Annotated in this window: 20 protein-coding genes; 7 read left to right on the top strand and 13 right to left on the bottom strand. The window is 48.0% G+C overall.

Going from position 1 to position 26,282, the window contains the following annotated elements; translation table 11 throughout:
* Positions 1-19: 19 nt before the first annotated feature.
* Entirely contained in the window at positions 20-3,874 is a 3,855-nt protein-coding gene (locus tag H6F76_RS01430; RefSeq protein WP_190505278.1) for a GAF domain-containing protein, read from the bottom strand.
* Between the two features lie 408 nt (positions 3,875-4,282).
* Here H6F76_RS01430 and H6F76_RS01425 point away from each other — a divergent pair, with 408 nt between their 5' ends.
* From H6F76_RS01425 to H6F76_RS01415, 3 genes are read left to right on the top strand one after another with little or no spacing between them, the layout of a single operon-like run.
* Positions 4,283-7,678: a PAS domain S-box protein gene (locus H6F76_RS01425; protein ID WP_190505276.1), complete on the top strand. Its 3,396-nt coding sequence runs from the start codon at positions 4,283-4,285 to the stop codon at positions 7,676-7,678.
* Positions 7,679-7,694: 16 nt separating this feature from the next.
* Positions 7,695-8,135, top strand: coding sequence for a response regulator (locus tag H6F76_RS01420; protein ID WP_190505274.1), 441 nt, complete (start codon positions 7,695-7,697; stop codon positions 8,133-8,135).
* A gap of 57 nt (positions 8,136-8,192) precedes the next feature.
* Positions 8,193-9,641 (top strand): diguanylate cyclase, encoded by a 1,449-nt coding sequence (locus H6F76_RS01415; RefSeq protein WP_190505272.1) that lies wholly within the window; start codon positions 8,193-8,195, stop codon positions 9,639-9,641.
* Positions 9,642-9,689: 48 nt separating this feature from the next.
* Here the strand turns inward: H6F76_RS01415 and H6F76_RS01410 are convergent, their stop codons facing one another.
* Together H6F76_RS01410 and H6F76_RS30815 are read right to left on the bottom strand one after the other, a co-directional pair.
* A complete protein-coding gene (locus H6F76_RS01410; RefSeq protein WP_190505270.1) occupies positions 9,690-10,811 on the bottom strand; it encodes a glycosyltransferase in 1,122 nt (373 codons plus the stop codon).
* A gap of 12 nt (positions 10,812-10,823) precedes the next feature.
* Complete coding sequence (locus H6F76_RS30815) at positions 10,824-10,958, bottom strand: hypothetical protein (RefSeq protein WP_277881168.1); 135 nt, start codon at positions 10,956-10,958, stop codon at positions 10,824-10,826.
* A gap of 113 nt (positions 10,959-11,071) precedes the next feature.
* Between H6F76_RS30815 and H6F76_RS01405 the strand changes: the two genes are divergently transcribed.
* Positions 11,072-11,365, top strand: a complete 294-nt coding sequence (locus H6F76_RS01405; RefSeq protein ID WP_190446483.1) for a hypothetical protein — start codon at positions 11,072-11,074, stop codon at positions 11,363-11,365.
* A gap of 218 nt (positions 11,366-11,583) precedes the next feature.
* On the opposite strand, the gene H6F76_RS01400 is transcribed toward H6F76_RS01405, so the two are convergent.
* The 3 genes from H6F76_RS01400 to H6F76_RS01390 all read right to left on the bottom strand — a co-directional run bounded on the left by H6F76_RS01400 (position 11,584) and on the right by H6F76_RS01390 (position 16,439).
* A complete protein-coding gene (locus H6F76_RS01400; RefSeq protein WP_190505268.1) occupies positions 11,584-12,954 on the bottom strand; it encodes a peptidoglycan recognition family protein in 1,371 nt (456 codons plus the stop codon).
* 402 nt (positions 12,955-13,356) lie between these two features.
* Positions 13,357-15,432, bottom strand: coding sequence for a cation:proton antiporter (locus H6F76_RS01395; RefSeq protein WP_190505304.1), 2,076 nt, complete (start codon positions 15,430-15,432; stop codon positions 13,357-13,359).
* A gap of 317 nt (positions 15,433-15,749) precedes the next feature.
* Positions 15,750-16,439, bottom strand: a complete 690-nt coding sequence (locus H6F76_RS01390) for a DUF2834 domain-containing protein (protein ID WP_190505266.1) — start codon at positions 16,437-16,439, stop codon at positions 15,750-15,752.
* Positions 16,440-16,725: 286 nt separating this feature from the next.
* Between H6F76_RS01390 and H6F76_RS01385 the strand changes: the two genes are divergently transcribed.
* Both H6F76_RS01385 and H6F76_RS01380 read left to right on the top strand, forming a co-directional pair.
* Entirely contained in the window at positions 16,726-17,775 is a 1,050-nt protein-coding gene (locus H6F76_RS01385; RefSeq protein ID WP_190505263.1) for a tetraprenyl-beta-curcumene synthase family protein, read from the top strand.
* A gap of 9 nt (positions 17,776-17,784) precedes the next feature.
* Positions 17,785-18,912, top strand: coding sequence for an NAD(P)/FAD-dependent oxidoreductase (locus H6F76_RS01380; protein WP_190505261.1), 1,128 nt, complete (start codon positions 17,785-17,787; stop codon positions 18,910-18,912).
* A 12-nt stretch (positions 18,913-18,924) separates the two neighbouring features.
* Here the strand turns inward: H6F76_RS01380 and H6F76_RS01375 are convergent, their stop codons facing one another.
* Positions 18,925-19,638, bottom strand: a complete 714-nt coding sequence (locus H6F76_RS01375; RefSeq protein WP_190505259.1) for an SGNH/GDSL hydrolase family protein — start codon at positions 19,636-19,638, stop codon at positions 18,925-18,927.
* Between the two features lie 157 nt (positions 19,639-19,795).
* On the opposite strand from H6F76_RS01375, the gene blaOXA reads away from it, so the two are divergent.
* Positions 19,796-20,665: a class D beta-lactamase gene (blaOXA, locus tag H6F76_RS01370; protein ID WP_190505257.1), complete on the top strand. Its 870-nt coding sequence runs from the start codon at positions 19,796-19,798 to the stop codon at positions 20,663-20,665.
* A gap of 116 nt (positions 20,666-20,781) precedes the next feature.
* Here blaOXA and H6F76_RS01365 read toward each other — a convergent pair whose 3' ends face one another.
* From H6F76_RS01365 to H6F76_RS01340, 6 genes are all read right to left on the bottom strand, one after another.
* On the bottom strand, positions 20,782-21,261 hold the full coding sequence (locus H6F76_RS01365) for a hemerythrin domain-containing protein (RefSeq protein ID WP_190505256.1): 480 nt from the start codon (positions 21,259-21,261) through the stop codon (positions 20,782-20,784).
* 760 nt (positions 21,262-22,021) lie between these two features.
* On the bottom strand, positions 22,022-22,543 hold the full coding sequence (locus H6F76_RS01360; RefSeq protein ID WP_190446490.1) for a BON domain-containing protein: 522 nt from the start codon (positions 22,541-22,543) through the stop codon (positions 22,022-22,024).
* A gap of 96 nt (positions 22,544-22,639) precedes the next feature.
* Positions 22,640-23,854, bottom strand: a complete 1,215-nt coding sequence (locus tag H6F76_RS01355) for a YsnF/AvaK domain-containing protein (protein WP_190505254.1) — start codon at positions 23,852-23,854, stop codon at positions 22,640-22,642.
* A 596-nt stretch (positions 23,855-24,450) separates the two neighbouring features.
* Positions 24,451-24,939 carry a CAAD domain-containing protein gene (locus tag H6F76_RS01350; protein WP_190505252.1) on the bottom strand — a complete coding sequence of 163 codons (489 nt, stop codon included), beginning with the start codon at positions 24,937-24,939 and terminating at the stop codon, positions 24,451-24,453.
* Positions 24,940-25,074: 135 nt separating this feature from the next.
* Complete coding sequence (locus H6F76_RS01345) at positions 25,075-25,587, bottom strand: hypothetical protein (protein WP_190505250.1); 513 nt, start codon at positions 25,585-25,587, stop codon at positions 25,075-25,077.
* Between the two features lie 86 nt (positions 25,588-25,673).
* The gene (locus H6F76_RS01340; RefSeq protein ID WP_190505248.1) at positions 25,674-26,120 is read right to left on the bottom strand and encodes a hypothetical protein; all 447 of its coding nucleotides are present in this window, start codon (positions 26,118-26,120) and stop codon (positions 25,674-25,676) included.
* Between the last annotated feature and the right edge of the window lie 162 nt (positions 26,121-26,282).

Raw genomic sequence — 26,282 nt, 5'->3', positions numbered from 1 at the left:
AAGAATAAGCTACTTGCGCTCAAAGCTCGACGACAAAACAAGTACGGTTAGAATAGCTCTCTACTTGAATAGTTGCGCCAATATGTTCTGTTAACTTCTGCACCAGTGCCAGCCCTAAGCCCGTGCCTCCTTGCTTCCAGAGATCGCCGCCTGGAATCCGATAAAACTTTTCAAAAATATGAGAGAGTGCTTGAGCCGGAATTTCAACGCCTGAATTACAGACACTCAGCCTGAGGCGAGTAGCAGGCAACGCCAGCAAATTTCCTTGAGCTGTAGTGTTATCGCTTGTTGTTGCACTAACTGGCTGTACGAAGAGGTCGATCGTTTCTCCAGGCGGTGTATATTTGCAGGCGTTATTCAATAGCTCCGCCAGGATACGGCTGAGGCTAGCGCGATCAGATGTCCAAACCGATAGACCAGGAGCGATGTTGACCCGAAGCGTTTGTTGTCGGCTTTGAGTCCGTTCTTGGAAGGGTTCGATCAACTCCTCCAGCCATTCTTGCAGCACGATCGCTTCAAGTTCTAGCACTCTCGTACCCGATGCTAATCGCTGGAGGTCAAGCAAATCGTTAATGAGTTCGGCTTCTCTCGCACACTCCCTTTGCAAAATTTCCATGTAGCGATCGCGGCGCTCTTCTGTTGGCTGCGTTTTAAGCATATGAATTGCCATCTTCATGTTAGAGATGGGTGTGCGTAGCTCATGTGAGACGGTGCTCAGGAAATCATCTTTTAGTTGGTTAAGCTCCTCCAGCACTTTGACCTGTATTTGTGCCGTCTCGTAAAGCCTCGCTTGACGGAGTGCGATCGCGCACTGATTGGCAATTTGTAAGACTAACCGAATCTCAGGTTCGCTAAAGACTGCGTTGCGAGAGCGAAACAGCCGTAGCTTACCTAAAACGCCTTGGTCGTCAATCATTGGGCAGGCAAAGATAGCGCTAGGCTGCCAGGCTGAATCCATAAATTTCGGGGCTAGCTCACAAAACTGAAGGCTCTGCCCATTGAGTAACTGTGGATAAATATCAGAAAAGTGGGTCGCGAGCGTGACTTCTGGCTGTGATGCAAACGCCCCATTTGTATATGAATGAGCAATCGTCATCGTGCCCTGTTCAAAGTTAAATAGGGCAGTATCACAGCCGTAAAGCTCCAAACCGTGCACCAATTCTTCCACTGCCGTTTGCAGAATTTGCGCTTCATCCAGGCTATCCCGGACTTTATCGGTCATCCGTTTAACCAGTGCTTCGTATCGCAATGCCTGCTGCAATTGAGCCGTGCGTTCTTCTACCTGTTGCTCAAGTATGGTATTGAGCCGCTGTTCATGCTGATAGAGTTCTGATTGATGAATGGCGATCGCCACCTGAATCGCTAACTGCTTAAGAAAGTCGATCTCTGAATGTTGCCAGGAGCGTGGAGCGCGGCATTGCTGTGCCACTAGCAAACCCCAAAGCAAATCGCCCTGGAGAATGGGTACAACCAGATTTGCCCGCACTTGTAGTTGGGCTAGCAGCTCAACATAGCAAGCTGCCAAGCCCTCTGCATAGATGTCAGAAATGGCTTGAGTGCGCCCATGTTTATAGTCTTCTACGTTTATTTCAGCAAAGCAGGCATCCTTAATCTGTCTAGCCCAAATTGACTGCCAGCCTTCTGCCACCGACTCGACAATGACAATGCCGCTCCAATCGGCCTGAAACTGGTAGACGATGACGCGATCGGTTTGCAAGAACTCGCGTATCTCAGCCACAGTCGTGTTGAGGATGTCGTCCAGGTTTAACGATCGCCGGATGTGGAGTGCGATCGTACCCAGCAACCGTTCTCGCTCTGCTTGCTGCCGCACCACGGTCTCTGCTTGTTTCCGCTCGGTAATATCTTGTGCGACGCCGACCAGCCGATAAACTCTGCCTGCTGCATTACAGATGGGAAACGCTCGATCCCAAATCCAGCGGATGGAACCATTAGGCTGGATAATGCGGTACTCCTCGCTGTAAGTGCCTTGAATTTGTTGGGCGAAAGCAGCTATTACCCGTGGGCGATCGTCTGGATGAATGGCATCAACAAATGACTGCGGTGTCTCAAAAAGGCTTTGGCAAGTACGTCCCCAGATTTCCTCATAAGCGGGGCTGATATACAAAAGGGCATCTTTATCAACTGACCCCATCCAAAACACTTCTCGAATGTTTTCTGCCATTTGTCGGAAGCGTTCTTCGCTTTCTTGCAAGGCAACATTGGTCTGCTGAAGCGCCTGGGTTCGCTCTTGTACACGGTGCTCTAGCGTTGCATTTGCCTGGTGAATTTCACCAAATTTTTGCTGCAAGCTGGCTGCCATCAAGCGAAAGTTTTGTGCCAGGAGGGCAAACTCAGTCACTTGGCTCTGCGCCCAGGGAATGGGTGCTTGTTCGAGTAATTTATCCGGTAAGTTAGTGGTGATATGAGCCAACTGAGAGACTGGCTTGACCAGTTGGCGGCTGACTAAAAAGGCGGCAATAGGAGCAAAACCAGACACTAACAGCAGGATTGCCATATTCTGGATGTGCACTTGCTCAATATGCCTTACATGGGGGGTGGCAGCCATTTGCACCAGCAGCACCCAGGGAAATTCACTGCTAATGGTCGCTTCTTTGACAAAGAGCGATCGACTCCACTGCACCATCACCAACGGACTGCCCATTGTGGGCAACCAGTGATAAGTTTGGTCACCGATCGATCGCACCGTTCCCTGCTTGCGCCAATCAAACGATTTAGCGCCAATCCACTCAGCCTGAGTGCTGGCAACGACCGTCTGTTGTTGATCGAGCAGCGTAATGTTGAGCGCCTGCTCCCCTACATTGGCTCGGAAGAGGGTCGTGACAAACTTTAGGTCAAGCTCACCTAAGACTGCACCGATCAACCTGCCGTCTTTTCGTATGGGCACACCGATTAGTACGGTTGGCTTGGCAGACTGGTTTCGTCGGCGGGCTGAGGAAAGAAACGGCTGGGGCGATCGCTGCAACTGCTCAAAATAAACATTGTCATCGAAGCTATCTAAGGCAGCGTCATAACCAACATCTAAAAGGCGTTGTCCAGTTTCGTCTAAAACGTGAAGATGTTGAAAGTCTGGAAAAATCCGTTGAGCAAATTCTGCATCCTGACGTAAAGTACCGCTTTGAATGGCAGTGTCTAGTGCTACCTTCGCAAGCTCATGCACTGCTCCTAACCGTTGCTCATACCAGGTACGCACCTCAACCGTAAGGTAGCGGGAGGCATCGTTCAGGTCTGACTGAGCGGTCATTCTAATGTCATCCACCACTTGATGACTTGCTAGCACAATCAAGAGTAAGGTGGGCACCATGACAAAGGCGACCAGCAAATTAAAAAGGGTTTGTTGCAGCGTCAGGGTGCTAATGGCGGGTGGGCGAGCGACCCAGCGATGTAGCGGCAGATGCGTCAGCAACAGACTGGCAATGAGGGCGTTGAAAACACCATTAACGGGTTGCTTTAAGAGAATAATGAATGCTTGCGTTGAATCAACATGCAGAATGATGGCGTAAAAAAACCACACAAGCGGCATGCCGATAAGCAGCCAGAAGACAGCATCCAGCAAGACGATATTATTCTGTTGCCGACGGTGAAACAGCCAGCCTACAAACAGGGCTTCGAGAGTAAACGTCAGTGTTGTGTAGGGATGGTGCCAAATGATATACGTACAAAGCCCAGCAAGGAAAGCCGCAACGGTGCCCCAGCGCACTCCGTACAAGCACACCACTAGCCAAACAGCGATCGAACCAAACAGAAAATCAATATCAAAAAATAAAGTCCATCGAAAATAATTACCTAAAAACCCGGCAACAAGTAGCAGGAGCAGTCCCCAGAGCGATCGATTCGGCAGTAATCTCGCTTGCAAAGTCCTCGCTAAACCCATCTACCTGTCCTTTAGCTAAACGTTGCTTAAAATACCTTAAGTCTAATCGAAATGGATTTTGACCGAGCTTGTTTTGCAGAACTGTTGTATTAATACTCATATCCCCAAGAACAGAGGATTACTAGCGTACTTTATGCACCTGTTAGCGGAGTGTTAAAATTCGTTAGCGCCTGGTAGTGCCAATCTTGCATTGTAAGTAAGGGATTGAGCTGTATACGTGCGAGACAGCGCCACTAAATTTGAGTGAACTAGATTTGGCATCAATCACTTAAGACAGCGACACGGGTTGACGCATGATCTTGGCAAAGAGTAAACCGCTGTTTTTGGGCATCTTAAGCTTGCCCCTGACGGCAGTAGTACTGTTTCCCCCTGAATTGCCTGAAGATCTTTATGCGTTTTAATCCAGGTTTAGAAAGACGAGCCTCTTTGACTGCCAGTGTTGTCTCTTCAGAGTGGCTTAGCAGAGGCAGTCTTGTTTTTGTTCTCTTGTCGGCAATACTCGTTTTGCTGGGCTGGCAGTACGATATTCCACTGCTTAAGAGTGGCTATCCTAATAGCCCTTCAACCATGAAAGCGAATACAGCGCTCTGCTTTCTGTTGGCAGGCTTGTCGCTAGGGCTGTTACAGCTTGAGCCGAGGGTGAGAGCGGCGCGGTTAAAAAAGCGACTGGGCTGGATGAGCACGAGTTTAGCCTTGAGTGTGATTCTGGTTGGGCTACTGACCCTTAGTCAATCTTGCTTTGGGTGGCACCTGGGCATTGATGAGCTACTGTTTCGAGACACAGCTCCATTAACACCAACGCCTTACCCAGGACGAATGGGGGAAAACGTAGCGTTCAATTTTGTGTTGGTTGGTACTACCCTTTGCTTGCTCAGGCAGAACACACGATCGAGTGCTTGGCTGGCACAGAGTTTGAGCTATCTCATTTACTTAATTGCTTTGTTGCCGCTCATGGGGCACTTGTTTGGTATTAGTCCCACCTACAGGCTCATCACACAGGTCATCGCTATGGCAGCGCCAACGGCTGTGGCGTTCATGGGTCTTTGTATGGGATTGCTACTGTCTCGTCCAGACCAGGGCTTAATGGGCATAGTCACTAGTCCGCTAGCAGGCGGAGTGATGGCGCGATCGCTCCTCCCGTGGGCGATCGCCATTCCACTGGGCATTAACTGGCTCACCTTTCAAGGCGAACAATTCGGGTGGTATGAGTCTGCCTTTGGGTACGCCGGACGCATTGTCATGATTGCAACTGCATTTTTCAGTGTCATCTGGCGCAATGCTTACTTGCTAAATCAGCAAGAACGTCAGCAACAGCGGATCAAACAACAGCTCGAGGCAGCTGAGCAGCGATTAGCGTTTGCAAACGTCTCGTTAGAACGTCAGGTTGCCGAGCGGACACATGAATTAGCCCAAGCAAACGATCGCTTGCAGTGTGAACTCTTTGCCCGCACCCTTGCTGAGGAAAGACTGCAAGAACTTGCTGCCTTACAGCAGGCAATTCTGGATGGCGCGAATCACATGATCATTGCGACTACTGTCGATGGCACAATTATTGCTTTCAATGCGGCGGCTGAGCGATCGCTCGGCTATGCCGCCAGCGAAGTGGTTGGCATCGAACCATTAACGCTCATCCATGAGCCAACTGAGGTGGCGCAGTATGCTCAAGTGCTCTCTCAGGAGTTTGGCAGCCCAGTGGCACCAGGGTTTTCTGTCTTTGTGGCAAAAGCCCGTCGTGGCATCGTTGACGTGCGTGAGTGGTCTTACCTTCGCAAAGATGGTTCCCGCTTTCCCATTCTGCTCTCTGTCACTGCCTTGCATGACTCAGATGGGCAATTAACCGGGTTTCTTGGCATTGGCAGCGATATCAGCGATCGCAAGCGCATTGAAGCAGAACGCGAACAGGCAGAACTAGCTCTGCGGGAGAGTGAAAAACGCTATCGCTCAGTGATTGCTTCTGTTGCAGAAGGCATTGTACTGCAACAGGCAGACGGCAAAATTACGACCTGCAATGCGAGTGCAGAATTGATCCTGGGGTTGTCCAGAGAGCAGATGATGGGGCTAACTTCCATTGATTCTCATTGGCGCGTCATACATGAAGATGGGTCGCCCTTTCCAGGAGAAACGCATCCGACGATGATGGCACTCCGTACGGGACAACCTCAGTCCAACGTCATTATGGGCGTGTACAAACTAAATGGTTCGCTCACCTGGATATCCGTTAACGCGCAACCGATGTTCCATCTTAGTGAAGCTCAACCCTATGCGGTAGTCGCGTCCTTTACTGATGTTACTAACTTGAAACAAGCAGAACTAGCCCTCCGAGAGAGTGAAGCCCGTTTTCAGGCGTTCATGAACAATAGTCCAGCCGCTTCTTGGATTACAGACACAGACGGATGCTTTGTTTTTCTTAGTCAAACCTATAGTCAGATGTTTGCGTTGCCAACTACCGATATTGTTGGTAGAAGCATTTTTGAGCTTTTTGATGCGGCGATCGCCCAACAATTTATTCAGACTATTCAAGACGTTGCTACCACGCAACAGTCAGTTGAAGTGGTTGAGTCAGCGCCCCGGTCGGATGGCACAATTGGAGAGTTTTTGGTGTACAAGTTTCCCCTGATTGATCGCTCCGGGCAACGCCTGGTCGGAGGGATTGCGATCGATATTACCGAGCGTCGTCAGGCTGAAGAAGCCTTGTTCCGTCGAGAGCAAGAGTTCCGTACCCTGGCAGAAAACTCGCCGGATATCATTTCTCGGTTCGATCGTGACCTTCGGTGTGTGTATGTCAGCCCAGCAGTGGAATCGGCAACGGGCTTATCGCCCTATGTTTTCTTGGGCAAAACTCATCAAGCGTTAGGCTTTCCGGTGGAGTATCTCCAGCTATGGGATGCCTGTGCGCAGCAGGTATTTGCCACAGGCACGGTCAATCGATTTGAATTCAGCCTTCCCACTCCTCACGAACTCAGGCACTACCAAGCCCGTGTTGTACCTGAGTTTGGACGAACTGGCGCGATCGAAACAGTCCTGGTAACTACCCGTGATGTTACAGAGGCGAGGCAGGCAGACACCGAGCTAAAGCAGTTAATGCTCGAACTAGAGCGGAGCAACCAGGAATTACAGAGCTTTGCCTACATTGCCTCCCATGATTTAAAAGAACCTCTCCGTACCACTCGCAATTTTTGCTCTTTATTGCAAACAAAGTGCAAAGGGCTGTTGGACGAGCGCGGGCAGGACTATGTAGACCGGATTCAGAAAGCGACCCAACGAATGCAAACACTGATTGATGATTTGTTGACGCTCTCACGAGTCACAACTGATGCCAAACCCTTTGCACCCGTTGTTTTGGCTCAAGTTGTGACTGAGGTGATGTCCAATCTGGGTATGCAATTTCAGCGTACAGGGGGACGTATTGAGGTGGGTGAGCTACCGACTGTGCAGGGAGACTCAACGCAGCTAACGCAACTGTTGCAAAATTTGATTAGCAATGCGCTCAAGTTTCATGGTGAAGCTGCTCCAGTGGTAAAAATTTACAGCCTGAATTCAGTGCAAACAGAACGCGATCGCACCTACCAACTTCTAATAGAAGACAATGGGATTGGGTTTGAGGAGCAATACCGCGATCGCATTTTTGGTGCGTTTGAACGCTTGCATGGGCGCAATGAGTTTGAAGGCACTGGGATGGGGCTTGCCCTTTGCCGCAAGATTGTCGAACGTCACGGTGGCAGTATTGTTGCTCAAAGTGTTGTAGGGCACGGATCAACCTTCATCGTCACGCTGCCAATGGTTTAAGCACACTGTCTTTTATATGACCCCCTCAAAACGGTTTGTTCTTGTTGCCGCTGACGATAACCCTGACGATCGCCTCTTACTTCAAGCGGCTTGGGAAGAAACAGCAGTGGTCGATCTATTTCTAGTTGAAGATGGCGAAGCCTTAATCCAATTTCTTCGCCATCAAGGAAAATATGTGGACGTAGAAATGACGCCCCAACCACATTTGATCTTGCTTGATCTTAGGATGCCGCGTAAGAATGGCTATGAAGTCCTTCAGGAGATTAAGACTGATCCCATCCTCCGCAGAATTCCGGTTGTGGTATTCACTACTTCAACGGCACGATCAGATATTGAGCGCAGCTACGACTTAGGAGCCAATGCCTGTACCACCAAGCCCGAATCGTTTGAAGACCTGCTACAAATGACACAGACCCTTTATCACTATTGGTTTATAACAATGCGCCTGCCATCTTAGGACTTGCATTAGAACTCGCAATTCTCAAATCGGTGGCATGGCATTCAGAGGGACACTATGGACAACAGCTATCGAGTACTTTTGGTAGAAGATAACGAGGATGACTACTGCGTCACTCGTGATTTTTTAGCAGATGTCCAAACCCCTCACTTTGAGCTGGAGTGGGTGTCAGACTATGATTCGGCTCTCACAGCGATGGCGTGTCAGTCTCACGATGTTTACTTACTTGACTATCACTTGGGCGCTCACACAGGCTTAGAAATTTTGCAGCAGGCACTGAGCAATGGCTGTCAGGCTCCCATTATTTTTCTGACTGGCTCCGCTGCCGATCGTCAGCTCGATCTAAAAGCCATGCAGCTAGGCGCAACGGAGTTCCTGTCTAAAGATGACATTAGCACCGCCAGTCTGGAGCGCACCCTGCGTTATGCCATTCGTCAAAACCGACTGTATCAGCAGGTGAAGCAGCAGGCGCAACGAGAACACGCCCGCAATCAGATTGTGCAGTCGATGCGCCACTCGCTTGACTTAGAGACGATTTTTGCTGTGGCAGCGAAGGAAATTGCCGTACTTCTGCAAGTGCCGCTGGTCAAAGTGGTGCAGTATCGCCCCGAACGGCAGTGTTGGGTCACGGTTGCCAGCTACTGTCAAACCGTCACGTTAACTCAAGCGATGAAGCCAAGTTTGAGTGCTGGTGCTGCCTGCGCTACCCCCTTAGAACACTGGGAGGATGGTTGCCTTCTAGACACACGCTATGGTGAAAGGCAGTGTCCCAGCCTGACACAGATGTTTCCAGCGTCAGCGCTGCTGGTGCCGTTGCGAGTGAGTGCCGATGTTTGGGGGAGCTTGGGGCTGGTCAGGGATGCAGTTAGCTCTTCCTGGCAAGAATGGGAAGTGGTGTTGCTTCAAACCATTGCCGATCAGTTGGCGATCGCCATTCAGCAGGCTGAACTTTACCAACAATTGCAGACAGCGAATGAAGCGCTGACACGATTGGCAACCACAGATAGTTTGACCCAGATCGCTAACCGCCACCACTTTGATGCGTCTCTTCAAAGTGAGTGGCAACGCTTGACACGGTCACAACAGCCGCTATCCCTCATTTTGTGTGATATCGATTTCTTTAAGCGCTACAACGATACGTACGGTCATCTCGCAGGCGATCGCTGCTTGGCTCAAGTCGCTCAGGTGCTGCAAGAGTCTATACGGCGTTCTACTGATCTAGCAGCCCGCTATGGCGGCGAGGAATTTGCCATCCTTTTACCCAACACGCCTCAGACTGGTGCAGCAACTATTGCTCAACGACTGCTGCACCAGTTGCAACAAATTCATCTGCCGCATGAGGCTTCTGGTGTTGCCGCTCACGTTACTCTCAGTTTGGGTATTGCCAGCCTAGTTCCTAACCAGGATACAACCCCTCAAAGCCTGATCCAAGCAGCCGACCAGGCACTTTATCAGGCGAAAGCAGGCGGACGTAGCACCTACAGAATTTGGACTGAAACAACTTAGGTCAGCAAGCCTAAAAGTTAAATTGGCACCCGTTCTGTTGCTTAAACGCTAGATGGCTGATGTAGAAAACGATTCTTGGACTAGCGGCGCTTTGTGCTCGTCGATCGCCTGAGCAATAAACCACTCCAGCTTAGAAATAAAGACAGGTTCGGCAAATTCGCGTGCGCGTTCGATACACGCTTGAGACGAAAACCGTCGCCCCTCAAATTGGGCGATCGCGCGACAAAGGCTCTCTACAGTCGATTCAGAGAACAGCAATCCCGTGCGATCATTCAAAATGATCTCGCGGATGCCACTTAACGCGGAAGCAATCACGGGAACGCCATGCCCCATTGCTTTGACAGCAGCAAAATCAAAGTCAGCCGTTGGACAGGGAATGAGTAGCGCTTTGGCGTGAGCATAAATATCTGCCATTGCCTCATCCGGTACATCGCCTAGAAAACGGACGTGTTGCCCAGCCAACTGCTCAAGCCTTGCCCTCTCACTGCCAGCGCCAATGACCCAAAGGGGACGATCGCTCTGAGTGCAGGCAGCTATCGCTAGATCAACGTGCTGCTGCGGGGTTAAAGCTCCAACATAGAGGTAATAGTCATTGCCCGCTTCACCGCGACCATGAATGCTGACAGGTGGGGGAATGACCGCAGCGGGGCGACGGTAGAACTTGCGAATGCGCCGCGCCACCACTTCAGAGTTTGTGATAAAACGATCGACTCTCTGAGAGGCATAAAAGTCGTATTGCCGCAGATGCATCTGCATCCATTGCTGATGCCAGTGGCGATCGCCAGTCGTTTGAGGTGCGTCCCAAAGATCACGTGGTGGCGTATGGCAGTAGCTAACGTGCAGTGTTTCAGCGCGGGTCAACACAGATTTGCTGAGATACTGCCCTGATGAAGAAATCACCAGGTCGTAGGCTGATAAGTCCAATGACTCCCAGTAGTAGGGTAGCAACGCCTTCCATAGCTGGTGATAGCGTGTAATGCCTGGTAGCTGCTGCGAGGGTGCAGTACGAAGATCCCAACCATCAAAGAGGGCGATCGCATCGCCTAAACGCTTGCGGTCAACAAAGGCTGTGTACACAGGTGCATTGGGATACATCTGATGCAGCACTTGCAAGACGCGCTCCGCCTCACCATACTCTCGCAAATAGTCATGAATAAGGGCAACTTTCATAGCGGAAATCTTTCACGATCGCGGTAGCCGTACGGCACAAACGTAAATTACAACCATGCCTTCATAAAGTTCAGCAGACTCAGTCAGGGTAAAGCATGAGGCGTAGGTATCAGGTTTAGGGATATAAACCTCTATTAATCCAAACATCTCTCGCAAGAAACACCTTTCTGCAGCCCACATCCAATACCAACGGTAGTAGGGTATACGTTTATAGCACGGTATGTTAGTGGGGCAATTGTTTAATATAAAAGGAGACCGTTATGGGTAACGCTAAAGATACGTCTGCTCGAGTAGAAGAAGATTCTTACGATAGAGGTATTATTCCGGCGGAAACGGCGGCTCGTAAGGAAAGAGAAGGCGAGAACTTCAAGACGCATCCGACCGAAGACAACTCTGAGAGCGTGCATACAGAAGGCGGCTACACGGTTGATAAAGAAGGTTTGCTGAACAACTATGCTGTTGAACCCGAAATGTATTACGAAACTCCGGGTGACGCGAGAAAAGAAGAAGAAACCACCGAAGAACCATCACGTAAAGGTCCTGGTATTGTTTAGCCTTTGTTGATTAGCATGGCTCTGAACTCAAGCTTTAGAGCCATGCTGATAGCAACAACTGACTATTTCATCCTTAGCTTTTTTGAAAGAAGATAGGGATCAGAGCTTCTTCTTCGACTGTGGTACACATTGCTTAAGTCTTGAACTTGGATGAGAGCAAGGGCAAACCTAGTATATTGACATTAAATTATTTGCACTGTAGGTACATGACTATGTGCCTACAGTTTTGTTTTGACTGTTTGACGGATTTCTGCCAGTCGAACTGTCCTCCCACCTTCTGACCCAGGGCAGGCAGTTGCAACCCGATCACGATGACCGCAGATTAGGGGGATGTTACGAGTGCCAAAGTCAGCCGTTGGTGTGGGTACGGGAGTCACGGGATCTTTGAAGCCATAGCGTTGACAAAGTTGGGTGCAAAGGGCGATCGCAGACTGAAATTGCTGATTTGTGATTGTTGCGGTTGTATATAAACCATCAAAAGCTATTCCCAGACCATCGTTAATCACATCGTGGGCACCACGCTTCCGCTCTGATCGCCCGACATAGATTCGACCACTGGGCATGATGATGTAGTGGTAGCCGAGATCACTCCAGCCGTTGCCGTTAACGTTGCTACTCCAAAGAGACTGCATACGGGCAACTTCTTGCGCTTGCGACGCATTTACAGCAAGGGCTGTAAAGGTCGTATGGTGCAGTGTGATGCGTTGTGGCTGAAGATCTGGCAGCGAGGTTGGTGTTGCCTGCGTTGTCCAGGCAGTACGTGGAAAGAGTTGCAGTGAGGATGGCGCAGCCTGTACATCTAGCGTAATTTGGGCACGGTCTTGTTCAGAGCCAATAATTTCAATCAAGCGCTTGCCTGACTGATGGAAGAGAACTGTTGTCTGCCATTGTCCTGCCTGCACCTTCGGACGCGCTAGCTCCGTTCGCTGATCCGCCCTCAGCACTAACTCTGCGCCATCGCTGTAGCCCGCAGCATTACCCTGTAAGACGATTACTTGTTCAGTTCTAACGCCCTGCGGCAGGTTAGTAAAGCTAACTCGAGGCGATCGGGGTGGGGTCGTACCTGTAACGGTGATAGTAACTTGTGCCCGATCCTGCCCTGCCCCAATAATTTCGAGCAAGCGGCTACCTGCCTGGTTAAAACCGACAACTGCCTGCCATTTCCCAACTTGTACCGTAGGACGGGCTAGCTCATATTTTTGGTCAGCACGTAGCAACAGTTGAGCGTCATTGGCATAGCCGTCTGCTTCACCAGTAAAGACAAACGTCTGACCGACCGTAATGGGCTGGGGTACAGTAATAAAACGCAACCGATTGGCTGGCGGCGGAGGTGTTGTGACAACCTGCACGACAACTTCAGCACTTTCACTGTCGATCGCAATCTTCAAACGGCGACTACCAGCCTGCTGAAAGAGAAAACCGATCGTCCAATTACCATCTGTATCGATCGCTGGACCCTTCGCGTTGTATTGATTATCTACGGTCAACGCCAGGGTTCGACCCGCATAAGTGGGTGAAGCAATACCAGAAATGGTGAACTGCTGCTGGACTAGAACGGGGCTTTGTGGTGCCTGAGTGACCTGAATCATCGTAAAAAATCTCCGGTGGCAATGCGTGCAGAAATCGCTTGCTCAAAAGTAGCAGAATGAGCGGGGAATGAGGCTTTTATATCAATTTGAATTAAGAACGCCACACATTCTCTAGAGGCGCAGCATTGCTGTACTAGGCTGCTTTAAGATTGCCGCCAGTGACGGTAAAAAACACAAAATTAGTGCTTAGCCCTCAGCGATCGCTATCGGTTGTTATCATACTCGATGCCAAAGGGCTAAATGGCTTTTGTCCCCTCCCTTCCCAAGAAGCATACGAGCTTTCAGTGATTCAAGTTAGTCAGGTAGAGGCAGCGCTCGCTCAGAAACTAAAACTGCCTTTGAAACTGTGCGTAAATCAATTAGCAATCGCATGACAGACTAAGCCATGAGGGGATGAGAACTTTACACTAGACGAGGAAAGTGGGCAATGATGATGGAAAGCTCGGGATGCTGGCGGGCGATTGCCTCTGGTTCTACTCCAAGCGTCGGTTCATTTAAACGTTTGGGACGGGCATTGTGCATGATGACCAGCAAATCATCTCTCTCTAGAAGCTGGGCAACCTGATTCGCGAAGTTGCCACGTATCTTTTGCACTGGCACGTCTTCACTGAGACCAGGAATTGCATAAGCGGCATTTGCTGAACGGGGATTAGAAAAAAGCTGCAAAACCTTTAAGGACGCTTTCAATTCGGTTGCAAGTGTGCGTGTGAGAACCAACGTTTGTTGAAAACTAACCGTTGTTGCTTCTGCATCCGCGATCGCCAGAAAGATTCGCTGGGTGGACTGAATTGGCTGTGGAAAGCGGGTAATAAGCATAGGGACCAACGTGCGACGAGCAACATTGTCAATCACGCTGCCAAAGAAATTATCCCGATAGGTTGAATAGCCTTTCCAGCCACAGATTAGCAGAGTAGCGTTGCGCTCTTGAGCCGTTCGTAAAATGCCCTTGTCAATCGCATCATCCACACGGCCGATCGGCTCTACATCTGTCACTGCGGCGTGGGCGATCGTCTCGGCAGCAGCTAACAAGCGCTCTTGTTGCAGTTTTGCTTCAGTAGTGACGGGTGCATGTGCATCTGATAACACATGGAGCGGTAACAAGGTGCCGCCTGTACTTTTTGCCAAAATCAACGCTAGTTGCAGCAGATTGTCTTCGGTGCTGGGGTTTGCCACTGGCACCAAAATACGATATTGAGGCGTTGCTTGGGACAAAGCGCTTGCTTGTGCTTGTTGTGCCTTTGGGCTGCTATCTTTCATGCCCTCTCCCCAGCGTGCTGTGATCCAGGGAGAAGCAACGCAGGTCACTAAAATCATGGCGATCGTACCGTTGACCGTCAGTTGATCGACCAGCTTAATGTTGAAGGCAACTGTAATGGCTGCCAGCGTTGATGCTGCCTGCGCAACCGATAGCCCAAAAATCACCATCATGTTGGAGAAATCAAATTTGAATAGTTTGCTGGCACCCCAAGCAGGCACAAACTTTGCTACGATCGCCACCCCTACCATGACCGCAGACACCAGCAGCGATCGTGGCTCTTGAAACAAAATCAGCGGATTGACCAGCATCCCAACTGAAATCAAGAAAAACGGTACAAAGAGCGTATTGCCAATAAACTGAATGCGATTCATTAGGGGGCTCAGTTGCGGAATCAATTGAGTAATCGCGATTCCTGCTAAAAAGGCACCAATGATCGGTTCAATCTCGATCAGTTTGGCGAAGTATGAGACGACAAAGAGGGTGGCAACCACAAAGGTAAATTCGGCTCCTTCGTCATGCCCAAAGCGGCGGAAAAACCAGCGTCCTAGTCTGGGGACACCCCATAAGGTGGCGAAGGTGTAGAGACCAAGGGAAGGAAGCAAGAAAAGCCAGAAACTTAGCGTGAGATTCCCCTGCTGGGCTTTGACGACAACTGCCAGCACCAGTAATGCCAAAACATTGGTAATCAGGGTGCCACCTAGCGTAACGGTGACCGATTGCGATCGCATAATGCCCAGTTTGCTAGCGATCGGCAGCGCCAGTAGCGTATGAGAGGCAAAGCATGATGCCACTAGCACAGATGCCAGCATGGGATATCCCAACAGCCGCATGGCTACAATCCCCATTGCCATTGGCACTGCAAAGGTTGCTAAGCCGAAAATTATTGCTTTCTTAGCGTTAAATTTCAGGTCGTCCAGGCTAGTTTCTAACCCTGCCATAAACATGAGAAAGAGTAGCCCTACCGTACCCAAAAGGACGATCGTGGTGTCTCGTTCCAAAAAGCCGAAGCCGTGTGGTCCCACAATTACGCCTGCTAGAATCAAGCCGACAATGCCCGGTAGCCGAATCCGCTCAAACAGCAGTGGAGCCACCAGCATGATTGTCATGATGACCAGGAAAATTGTCAGTGGATCGCTCACTGGCTCAGAGGGCAGAAAGGGTGCGAAGAGCGATCGCAGCGAGGGAGAACTAGCCGCTAAAAAATTCCCGAAGGTATGCATCATGATTCGTTTGGCTTACAGCCGTTATTATGCTTGAAAGATTGCTGTACTCCTCTCAAACGAAAAGCTAGTCAAGTATTGCGGCGATCGCTGAATCTAGCGATCGCGATCAGAACTGCTAGACATCTTTCCTTCTAGCTCAGCCCAGCAGTGGCAACGAAAACAGAGCCAGCAGCAAGTATGCAGAACCAAAGCAGTGCTGCCATGTTTGCTGACTGCTCAGTTCTTTGCATTGCCTACTTCCCTAGATGATGGAAATGGAAGAGGCTGAAAAAGTGACACCGCTTCGTCTCTTCACTGCTTCATCTTATTAACGTCTAAGTCGCCTCTAGTCCATTACTTAGGCGTGTGCGATCGCTCGGTTGAGTTTCCCCAAGCGATGGACGCAAACAAAGATAAACCAGCGGTCCAAATAACGGAACGAGGGCAACCGACCAGAAAAGCCGCGCACTGTAAATGTTGCGTCGTGCCATATCATCGTCGAACAGCGATGTAATGGGAAAGATTAAACAGATCAAGCAGAAATCTAATGAAATCAAATGGACAAAAGGCTGAGTGCGGAACTGTTGCACGTAGTCTTGCCAATCACCAGCAACAACGGCATAGATAATTAGGGCGATCGCACTAATTAACAAGACAATTCCTGTTGAGCGACGATCGAAAAGTTCAAGCCATTTGTCTTTCTTGCCATAAAACTCTTGATTGCGACGACGAAACAGGAGATAGGGCAATAAGCAAATCACTCCAGTAAAATTTGAGCCAGCAAAATAGGGCCAAGCGCGAAACTTTTGCATACGACCATCGGCAAACATTAGGCAGGCATAGACCAGCGGCAACACTCCCATCAAGCTAAAAATTGCCGGAATATATGCATTGAGGTCGCCCCACTGCAAGGTAATTAACTTACGCCCTAGATACCAGGTAGAGGAGTGATCGAGGGGTGCAAGCCAGACGGTATAAGCCACAAAGCTGAGCCAAATAAACCAAAGTACAAGCCGCCTGCCCATAAGTAGCGCCCTCTAACGTCTACTCATAAGCTTCTAGTTCTCTTGTTTAAGGCACCTCTATCTGTAGAACCATCTCTGTTTACAGAAAACCTTATAAAGGAGGCAACTACCCAACTCACGAATGCTTCTCTTCGCTTCTCAAGTTCTAAATCATTTATGTCATTTCAAAAGGAATTATTAGAAGTGTTTAACTCTGCCTCTATGAAGAGGGTGAACTGTGGAAGCCTCTCTAAAGTAACAGCACTAGGTTCAGTTACGTTGGGCGATCGCCGAAAGCTAATTTTTTATGAGTATTCCGGTTTCTCCCTGGACGTTGATGTTAGAAACTCGCCTTAAAGTCATTCCAACCGTACGGAGTTACTTAAAAAGCTGGGAATTTCAAGCACAGAAAATACCAAATCCTGAGCTTCGCAAACAAGCGTTAGACAGTCTTGAGGTAAAACAATTTCACTGTGAAGGTGGCTCCATTTATGGCTTGCTTGCTAAACAGCATTGCCAGGAAGCCATCAAATTTATTGTGGCGTATCAAACAATTAGTGATTATTTAGACAACTTATGCGATCGCAGTGATTCGCTCGATCCCAAAGATTTTTCTGCCTTACATGAATCCCTGGTGGATGCACTCACACCTGGAGCACCGCACACAAACTATTACCGGATGCGCGGTGATCAAGCGGATGGCGGCTACTTACACGCCTTAGTCCGAACCTGTCAGGACGTGCTTTGTCAGTTACCGCATTATGCAACGATCGCTCCAGCTTTACATGAGCTAGCCCATTACTACTGTGATTTACAAGTTCACAAGCACGTCAGAGTTGAAGAGCGAGTACCACGCCTGAAAACATGGTTTGCCTTGCATCAGACGCAACTGCCTGAGATGCGGTGGTATGAATTTTCTGCTTGTGCTGGCTCTACTCTAGGCATTTTCTGCTTGGTGGCTTATGCTTTTGAGCATAAATTATCAGATGGTCTGATCGAGCAAGTCAAAAATAGTTACTTCCCCTGGGTGCAAGGATTGCATATTTTGTTGGACTATCTGATTGACCAGGAAGAAGATCGGGTGAATGGAGATCTGAACTTCTGTTTCTACTACAAAAATTATGATGATATGTTGGAACGCTTTAAACACTTTATGCAGAAGGCAACTAAAAGCGTTTCTCAATTGCCGCATACGCGCTTTCATCAATTAATTAATCAGGCATTACTAGGAGTTTACCTTTCAGATAAGAAAGTTAGACGGCAACAGGAGGTACAGACGATGGCGAAGCAGTTAATTCACTGGTCAGGTGAGCCAGCAGCCTTTTTCTTTCGGAGCCGTTTGCTAATCGCTCATTGAGGTTGAATCATGTCTAAGATTGCGATCGTTGGTGCAGGACCCGCTGGCTGTTCAGCCGGCTATCACCTGGCAAAAAGCGGGCATGATGTTACCTTGATTGACAAACAAGGGTTTCCAAGAGACAAAATCTGTGGCGATGGCATCAGTATTGAATCGATCCAATCTATTTCGACGATGGGCATTTACCCACATGACATTAGAAAATTAGCATCAGAGTATGCCCCGATCCACCATTTCTTCCTAGGTGTCTCCAATCAAATTTCTCATAGCGAACCGACAAACCTGGAGGCTTATTGCATTCCCAGGCTTGTGTTTGATCAACTCCTGTATGAAAGAGCGATTGATGCAGGCTGTTGTTTTCTTACCCAATCGGTGCACAAAAATGATTGGCAGCGTCAGGGCTTACTTGATGCCTTTGATACGATTATTGATGCGCGGGGTGTTTCTGCGGGTGAAGTGACTGCGATCGCCATTCGAGCCTATTGGATGGTGAAGCGCCAAGATTTATCTGAAACAGCGTTGGCTGAAGCTCAAATTCATTTCGATCGCAGCTTAGGTGTAAATGGCTATGGTTGGATCTTTCCTGTCTCAACACAACACGATTTGGTGAAATTGAATGTTGGTGTTGGCGTTTGGCTCGATGAATACCAGACGCTAAACATAAATGTGATTCAACTATTTAAACAATTCATTCAAAAAAATGAAGCTGCCCAACAGCTACTTAGCAAAGTAGTGAGTCAGCAACCACCTAAAGTATTCCCCCTAGCAACTGCTAAAAAAGGAAACAAAGTGGCTGATGGGAAGGTGCTCCGGATTGGTGATGCAGCCAATTTGACCGATCCACTAACAGGTGAGGGGATTGCTAATGCTGTCCTTAGTGGTTTTCATGTCGCGCAAGCAGTGAACATGAGCCGTACTCCTGCTGTGACAGCAGAAAACTGGCAATATCTGTATGAATCTCACTTTGAAGCCGATTTGCGTGCTGGTTTAAACATCAAAGCATTCAGAAAATTTTCGTTTATGAATTATCTGCTCATTTGGTTAATGAAACAGAATCCCCGTGTCGCTCAACAGGTCAGCCATGCAGTTGCAGGGGTCGTTCCCTACAATGAAGTCATGGCATCGCTTAAATACTGATGTGATTCGGCTTTAGCTTAGGACAAAGGGAAGAAAAGCCCGCCGTATTTCCGAGGCACCTCGCAGGCTTGGCTCAATCGTCGCTGTAAACCAGGATGGATCACCCTGGAGAAAATGAGCATGAAGATCAACCAATTGCCCGTAACGAGTAGCAATTTGTTGAATGGCAGTATTCATACGTTGGAGGTTCTTACGGGCGATCGCTGGATCAACCCCTGAAAAATTGCGGCTGTCATCTCCTAATGTAGGATCGTAGACATTGCCCAATAGCACAGGACGGATGGGTAGCTGCTGCACAAACGTGTCGAGGGCAGTAGCAAAGGTTGTTATCCCTGCGCCTGTATCTTGAATCAGTCCCTGCAAGAGATCATTACCGCCCACGGTGATCAGGGCGAGCGCCGTTCCCTCAACCCGTAACCCTTGTGTCTGAGCCGGTAGACGTGTAACTGTTGCGCCATCATAGGCACGATGTTCTAAGCGGGCAGAACTACGTGAGGCGAGGTCTTGACCTTTAAAGTCGGGAAACAGTCGATCGTCATTCTGAACCAGAAGTTGCCCTGGATGCACACCAAACTCGTTGTAGTGTCCGCAATCAAGAATCGAGTCGCCAAAAGTATAGAGTGTTATCATTGCTTGCTCCCGTTGATTACAGCCCAAAAGTGTTAGAGCTAGTGCCCCTCCAACGGTGTAAACTAACTGTCGTCGTTTAGGTTGGAATGGAGTCATCGCACTAACGATTGAAAGTGTGATTAAGTGAAACTGTCTAGTTATATTGCCCTGGCTCTCTTTTTGATTAAAAGAACAGTTAAGCACCTGATATAGCGGAATGAAAATAGGCTGGGTTGTAGTTCAAGGCTGCTCAGACTTAAGTTTCTTACATATTATGAACCGATTAAGGCGTAGGGGTACTACAGAGTTAATTGCATTAAGTTGCATCACTGCTGTTCTCGTTCAAACTGTGCAAGCTGGCTCAGCTATGCCAAAAGCACAGTCTAAGACTTCAGGAGCGATCGCGGCTGCCCAAACTAGCGATTTTAGCCAGCACTTTCGAGACTTGGGAGTAGAAGGCTCAACTCTGATTTATGACGCAACGAGCGATCGCACGTATCAACACAATCCTCAGCGTAATGCAACCCCTTTTTTGCCTGCATCAACATTCAAGATTCTCAATGCTCTGATTTCGCTTGAGACAAAAGTGATTGCTGATGACGTTGCTGTTCTAACATGGGACGGTATTCCAAGGCAAATACCCGAGTGGAACCGCGACTTAAACATGAGAGAGGCAATGAAGCTTTCAGCCATTTGGTTTTATCAGGTGCTTGCCCGCCGAGTGGGGCACGAGCAGATGCAAAAATGGATTACTCAAGTGGGTTACGGCAACCAAACCATTGGTAGTAAAGCAGCAATTGATAATTTTTGGTTGGAGGGCGAACTCCGCATTACACCCCAACAGCAAGTTCAATTTCTCCAACGCCTTTATAAAAATGATTTACCGTTCTCTGAGCGATCGCTGGCGATCGTCAAAGACATGTTGATAATTGAAAAAACGCCAGATTACACAATCAGAGCAAAAACTGGCTGGACTGGGTTTGGTAATAAAACAATGCGTCAAGCAGGATGGGTTGTAGGCTACTTAGAGAAGGGTAAAAATGTTTACTTTTTTGCTACCAACATTGATTTCCGCACCGAGGCTGATGCACCAAAACGGATGCAAGTCACGCGCCGTTGCTTAAAAGCATTGGCACTACTGTAAAAAACACCAATTACAGCAGGTTCCCAATAGGTAAGCTACAGTGCTTATGGAAAGGTAGAAAGGAAAGCGGGGCAGGATAGTGTCCTGCCCTTACAAATAACGCTGAAAGTACCGTGTTAGTGAGCAAGTCCTGCCTGCACATCTTCCTGCGATCGAGCTTTGACACCCTGAAATTCTTCACCAAGCTCCATTAGTTGCTGTTCATCCATACACTGACGAACTGCCTCAAAAATTTCATTTTCCTCTTCTTCAACATGATGCTGAACGGCTGCCTGCAATTTCCCCAACGCAGCTTTAAATTCAGGATCATCTGGTTGCATTTGCCTTAGCTGCTCTAGAAGGGTTTCAGCTTCCTCATGTTCTGTTTCCGCTTCTTCAAGAAAGCCTTCAGTTTCTAGATATTCCCGCATCGCTGGGTAAAAAGACAATTCTTCAGCCCGTGCATGCAGATTTAGCTCTGTATAAAGCTGCTTAAAGCACTCATAAAGCTTCTTGCTGCTTGCCTTTTCTGCCTGTTCAAACAGTTGTTCAACCTTACGGTGATCCGCTTCAATTAAAGAGATAACATCCGTTGTTTTTACTTTTGCCTTTGTCATGGTTGTCTCCATTAGAAAATTTAAAACTAGTGAATCATCAACGCTTTCAATCGCTTTTACAAAAAGGGTATGGACAGTTGAACAAGGTGGTAATACGACGTCTCAAACATGTTCAGCTACAAGCTTCTCGTTGTTTACAGGCAAGTTCTACTAGCCTCTATAAGCTGTCCTGAGGCTTTTATTGTATATAGGCGTTATTTTGCTAGCCTCTAACTTTTGACAGGCAATGACTAAACGTTTCCTACCGTTAAATAAGCAGCTGGGCGCAACTTTTTATAAGTGCCTTGGGCAAAGTCGAAATACTCTCAGTCCTGTACGTACGCGGACCGAGCGCAGTCGAAATTCGATCGCTCAATGGGGCTTAATCTAGCCCTCCTACTTAAGGTATTTTATAAAATCTCTGTGTTAGTTAAATTACAACTCCAAATTGAAGACTACCTATCTCTTGGTAGTAGCAATGCAGACACAACGCGAGTTGTAGCTAAAGGATTATTAAAATTTTAAGGGCATTGCAGACGAAATTAAACCGCTGTAAAGGATAGAGTCTACAGCCATGAAATAAATTTTTTTAGAAGAAACACAAAGCACCCCCTAAGAAAGCAATGGTTTGTTCCAATCAACAGACCATATGCCATTAGAAAGTGCTTTTGTTGTTTAAAGGGGTTGTTCGTTCCCTGATAGTTTTTCGATCGCTAGGTGTCTGATTACTAAGCTAGAGAATCACAAGAACTCCTAAAAGTGCCCTGACCTCGCCCCTAAGCTACTGTGCGTTTGTCTGTGTCTTGATGGGGTTGCTGGTTCCAGGCTTGGCAGGTTCCGGTTTGATTGCTGTATTCACAGTTGCTGTAACATCAACGCTCTTTACGCCTTTGATCTGCTTGGCTAACGGTTCAATTTTTTGTAGTTGCTTTTCATCAACCACTTTACCTGTAATAGTGACGGCTCCCTCTTTGGCATCGACAGCAAGGGTGCTAGCTGGTAAGTTTGCCTCCAACTTTGAGCGCACTTCGCTCTTGAGATCACCATCTGCTCGCACTGACTCATCACCAATAGCACTATTTCGCTGTTCGCGTGCACGAATATCAGCGTTAAGTTGTTTGCGTCTTATTTCACCTGTGGCATCGTTTTGATTTGTTTGAGCCGCTGGCTTATCAACATCAACGTTGGTAGGGCTGGTAGCAGCAGAATCCGGCGCTTCACTGCTAGTCTTAGCAGCATTATCACAAGCAACTACGCTCACGGCTAAGATGCTACTAAATAAAAGGGCTATGGATTTCTGCATGGTTTAACTAAATTCGTGTTTGTTATGTTGCTGATTTGAAAAAAATGAGGTCGAGTGGCAAAGTTAAAAACAGTTACTTTGCCACTCTCGACCACTTTAGCGACGGTCTTTCGGCAAGTCGCTAGGTCGTGCATCTACAGCCGGATGTCCTTGAACATCAACATTGATTTCTTCACGACGCAGTGATTCTTCAACGTTAACTGTGTTGTGGTCAACTTCTTTGCGGATGCTCACTTCTTCCCGTACGAACGCTTCCTTGTGAATGACAGGCGTTTCTTCATACACCTCTATACGAGCAGTTTCGCCCTGAAAAGCATTTGCATCTAGTGTTACACCTGTTTCAATGCTGCCTGGGGAGCGTTCAATAACAACGCGCTCTTTTTCAATCGGTATTGAAGTGCGGGCAACTTCCGTTTCAATGTGCTTACCGATCGCAACTTCACCCGTCTTTGCACGCTTCTTATCTACAATTAAACGTTCTTCATGAAGCTCGATATTCTCTGCACCCAGGGTGCCAACGGTTTGACCTGCGGTACTAATGGGTTGTGCTGCTACTTGCTGCGACGCTGCGGAAGACGCTACTGGAGTAGGTATAACAGGTGTCGCCATATGATTTGCCTCATCTTCCCGAGCTTTAATTCGGCGTTCCTCAAACTTTCTAACTGCCTCTGCATCAGTACGCACAGTGGGTTGATGTACTGGCTGATTTTCAACCATTCCAGCAGTGGTTACACCAGCCGTTGCAGGGATGTCGTACACGCCCCATTCCTGGACTCCGCGATGGTTTAGAATTCCTTGAGCGTGAGCAATTTCTGCATCTGTACCATCAACCATGACCAGATATTCACCGGCTGAAACACGATCGTTATAAACTTTTGCTCGATCTTCAGGGATACCCATACCGATCAATCCACCCAGCAGGGTACCTGCTGCCGCTCCGATCGCCGTCCCGGCTGCTGTTGTCGCCAGTGCTGTTGCTGCGGCTCCTGCCAGCATGATGGGACCAAGACCAGGTATTGCCAGTGCTCCAAGACCAACCAGCAGTCCTGTCAGACCACCTAGAGCGCCACCAGACAGCGCTCCCGCTTTCGCGCCATCATCCGCTTTGTTGTCACCATGCTCACTCTTACTAGCCCCAGCGATCGAGCCTTTACGATCACCATCTTGGGCAACGACGGATACTCGATCCATTGGGAAGCCAGAATCTCTTAATTCGTGTAGCGCTTGTTCAGCAGCACGGCGGGTTGGGAACGTACCAATTGCCCGACGATGACCACGGTTAACCACTGATTTAGAACGATCTACAACCATTTTTTCTCCTATTGCAACTTTTGAACAACATGAAATTATTTGACTATGCTTCGCATTATTGCGATCTGCATTAACCTGCTACTCTTTGAAAAAAACTACTCGTTGCTAAAGATTCAAACTTTTAAAGCAAGGAGATATAGTGACTCTGTATGGGTTGTGAGAAAGGATTCCAGTAGAATTCTTTCTCACAAAGTCTTTCAATCTCACAACTGATTTATGACAGCTATACAAGTAGGAGGGCTGAAGTAAGCACTACTTAGTGATCGGGTTTCGACTGCGCTCAACCTAGCCATACATAGGGCTGAGCGCATTTCGACTTCGCTTAATGCAGCTTATCAACAGCGAAGTCGAGATGCACCCTATCAATAACTACGTCCAGCTACTTAAGCAATGCCTAATCGAACAAAATTTAGGCAATTTAAAAAGTATTTAGGAGCCAATAGTAAGAAGCCGCATTGCAGAACTTAACCGCAGCGATCTGTTGTACTAGCTTCTAATCTCTCGGCTCCTAATCCTTCAATTCAGATGCACCACTGACAAGGAGAATCGCTATAAATAACGTTCCTTCCACATAAAGACGTTTCTACTAAACAGACTTAGCTCTGATCACCAAAAAGTTCTGCTTTAGCATTGTTAAACATCTGAGAAAGCTCATGACGATTATTTGCCCGCAGAAGGTAACGCCAGATAAACCAAGCCACGGTTGCTAGACCAATTAACTTGAGCACTGGTGTAACGAGGGGAATATCATCAATAGCATCAAGTGCTGCAAAGACAACCCTAATCCCTAGTAATGTAAGGAGAGTCCAGCCTAATACACTTAGGAGTTGCTTGTTCTGTTCAAGAAATGTTCCAGTAGACTGAATTGCTTTGGCTAAGAAAGCGTTTGCCTTCACCTGAAAAGATGCCCAAGCTTCTCCTGCTGCATCAGCCGCATCAGTTGTAGCTGTAGCTGTCTCCTGGATAACCGTATCTGGTGTTGCTGGAGCTTCCATCAGCATTGGATCAGTGGTTGAAGAACCATCAACCGACATGACTTCCTCCACTTCACCGTATTCGTTTGTAGTCACAACTTCAGTTGACATGATTTTTCTCCGTATTGATCAACAATGAGTAGACAGTTGATTAGCGAACAGTAGCCTTGTTTTTTAGCGAGAGAGAAGTCAGAAATTATTGACTGATTGCAACTTTCTGACTTCTTTACAACTCACTCTTACGGTCTAATGACGACCACCCATCCACTTAGCAGCGATCGCTCCAAATACAGCACCAACAACAGGGTTGCTGAGGAACTTCACCAGAGCAGGTTGGTCTGCTAGAACTTCATGAAAGACATCGGGGTGATTGTGATAGACAAAGCCAGCAAGCTTGCTGACATCATCGGCTGACATATGGCTGGGATGATGGGTAGACAAACCCAACTGCTTTTCTAGATCACGATCATGCAAGCCCCGCTTTTTCAGGTGACTGAAAAACTCTTGAGCAACATCTTTACGCTCATTCGGCTTGATTTGGGCAATTGCCTTCTGTAGTTCAGGTTCCATCTGGCTTGCAGGAACGCGATCGGGATGGAAAGATCGGCTGAACAAGTTATGACGCTCATCTCGGGAAGACCGTTGAGCAAAATCGTCAAAATTTTGGTAGCTTGATGCTGTATCGTCAGGCATCATTTCTTTATCGCCATCTGCCAAATCACGCATGACCTGGCGTTTGTAATCATCACTACTAGGCATAGCCTTAACGTCCTTTTGAAATTAGTGTTGAAAAGTTGGTGAAAGACTAAATTGCTTGCTTATATTCCATTAACAAGCATCTACTCTTAGCTAGCGGCTTGGTACTCAATTTGTTTGGATTGAGCATCATAGCGAGCGGTAAGAATCAGTTCTTTATTCGGCGCATACATCAAAACGGTCAGGTCTTGATTGGGGAAGTTTTTGCGGAAACCTTGAGCCAATGATTGAGCTAGTGCTTTGACTTCATTGGGGCGAACCTGAGAAGAGATCACGGCTCCCAGCTTATTGTTGTCCCGCACAAACGCATCTTTGATTAAGCCTTTGCTGGTTTCAACAACCCAATTACCAAATTCTTGAGCAGAAGCAGAATCTCCGCGTGCAATCTGACCGTAATCAATACTGCGATCAACGCTAGAGGGATAATTTGCTTGAGGCGATTTAGTTGCTGTGCCACTGCACGCAGTCGTAAAGGCTAAAACGAGCACTAAAACAAGTGCCGTTAAGCTTTGTCGAACGCGATGAGAAAGATTCATTGTTAACTTTCCTCTAAGTAATGAGCAGATAGAAACGCTGTAATGAAGAAATGTGAAACAGAAATATAGTTGCCTATAAGCCTTCACCGTTAACAGTGTTTCAGTTGACAGTGCTGTAGTGTCATCATCTATAAAGCTACAAGCCAGAATAGATGTATCCCT

Origin of the sequence: Leptolyngbya sp. FACHB-321 (assembly GCF_014695975.1) — a bacterium.
In the GTDB taxonomy this organism is placed as follows: Bacteria; Cyanobacteriota; Cyanobacteriia; order Leptolyngbyales; family Leptolyngbyaceae; genus Stenomitos.
This window is presented reverse-complemented; position numbering and strand designations above follow the sequence as displayed.

What these genes read in the sequence shown, in the direction of transcription:
- H6F76_RS01410 (WP_190505270.1), bottom strand. Translation starts at nt 10,811, where the DNA reads ATGAAAGTTGCCCTTATTCATGACTATTTGCGAGAGTATGGTGAGGCG.
- H6F76_RS01395 (WP_190505304.1), bottom strand. Translation starts at nt 15,432, where the DNA reads ATGCATACCTTCGGGAATTTTTTAGCGGCTAGTTCTCCCTCGCTGCGA.
- H6F76_RS01360 (WP_190446490.1), bottom strand. Translation starts at nt 22,543, where the DNA reads ATGCAGAAATCCATAGCCCTTTTATTTAGTAGCATCTTAGCCGTGAGC.
- H6F76_RS01380 (WP_190505261.1), top strand. Translation starts at nt 17,785, where the DNA reads ATGTCTAAGATTGCGATCGTTGGTGCAGGACCCGCTGGCTGTTCAGCC.
- H6F76_RS01345 (WP_190505250.1), bottom strand. Translation starts at nt 25,587, where the DNA reads ATGCCTAGTAGTGATGATTACAAACGCCAGGTCATGCGTGATTTGGCA.
- H6F76_RS01365 (WP_190505256.1), bottom strand. Translation starts at nt 21,261, where the DNA reads ATGACAAAGGCAAAAGTAAAAACAACGGATGTTATCTCTTTAATTGAA.
- H6F76_RS01355 (WP_190505254.1), bottom strand. Translation starts at nt 23,854, where the DNA reads ATGGTTGTAGATCGTTCTAAATCAGTGGTTAACCGTGGTCATCGTCGG.
- H6F76_RS30815 (WP_277881168.1), bottom strand. Translation starts at nt 10,958, where the DNA reads ATGTTTGGATTAATAGAGGTTTATATCCCTAAACCTGATACCTACGCC.
- H6F76_RS01385 (WP_190505263.1), top strand. Translation starts at nt 16,726, where the DNA reads ATGAGTATTCCGGTTTCTCCCTGGACGTTGATGTTAGAAACTCGCCTT.
- H6F76_RS01340 (WP_190505248.1), bottom strand. Translation starts at nt 26,120, where the DNA reads ATGAATCTTTCTCATCGCGTTCGACAAAGCTTAACGGCACTTGTTTTA.
- H6F76_RS01400 (WP_190505268.1), bottom strand. Translation starts at nt 12,954, where the DNA reads ATGATTCAGGTCACTCAGGCACCACAAAGCCCCGTTCTAGTCCAGCAG.
- H6F76_RS01390 (WP_190505266.1), bottom strand. Translation starts at nt 16,439, where the DNA reads ATGGGCAGGCGGCTTGTACTTTGGTTTATTTGGCTCAGCTTTGTGGCT.
- H6F76_RS01420 (WP_190505274.1), top strand. Translation starts at nt 7,695, where the DNA reads ATGACCCCCTCAAAACGGTTTGTTCTTGTTGCCGCTGACGATAACCCT.
- H6F76_RS01375 (WP_190505259.1), bottom strand. Translation starts at nt 19,638, where the DNA reads ATGACTCCATTCCAACCTAAACGACGACAGTTAGTTTACACCGTTGGA.
- H6F76_RS01425 (WP_190505276.1), top strand. Translation starts at nt 4,283, where the DNA reads ATGCGTTTTAATCCAGGTTTAGAAAGACGAGCCTCTTTGACTGCCAGT.
- H6F76_RS01415 (WP_190505272.1), top strand. Translation starts at nt 8,193, where the DNA reads ATGGACAACAGCTATCGAGTACTTTTGGTAGAAGATAACGAGGATGAC.
- H6F76_RS01405 (WP_190446483.1), top strand. Translation starts at nt 11,072, where the DNA reads ATGGGTAACGCTAAAGATACGTCTGCTCGAGTAGAAGAAGATTCTTAC.
- H6F76_RS01350 (WP_190505252.1), bottom strand. Translation starts at nt 24,939, where the DNA reads ATGTCAACTGAAGTTGTGACTACAAACGAATACGGTGAAGTGGAGGAA.
- blaOXA (WP_190505257.1), top strand. Translation starts at nt 19,796, where the DNA reads ATGAACCGATTAAGGCGTAGGGGTACTACAGAGTTAATTGCATTAAGT.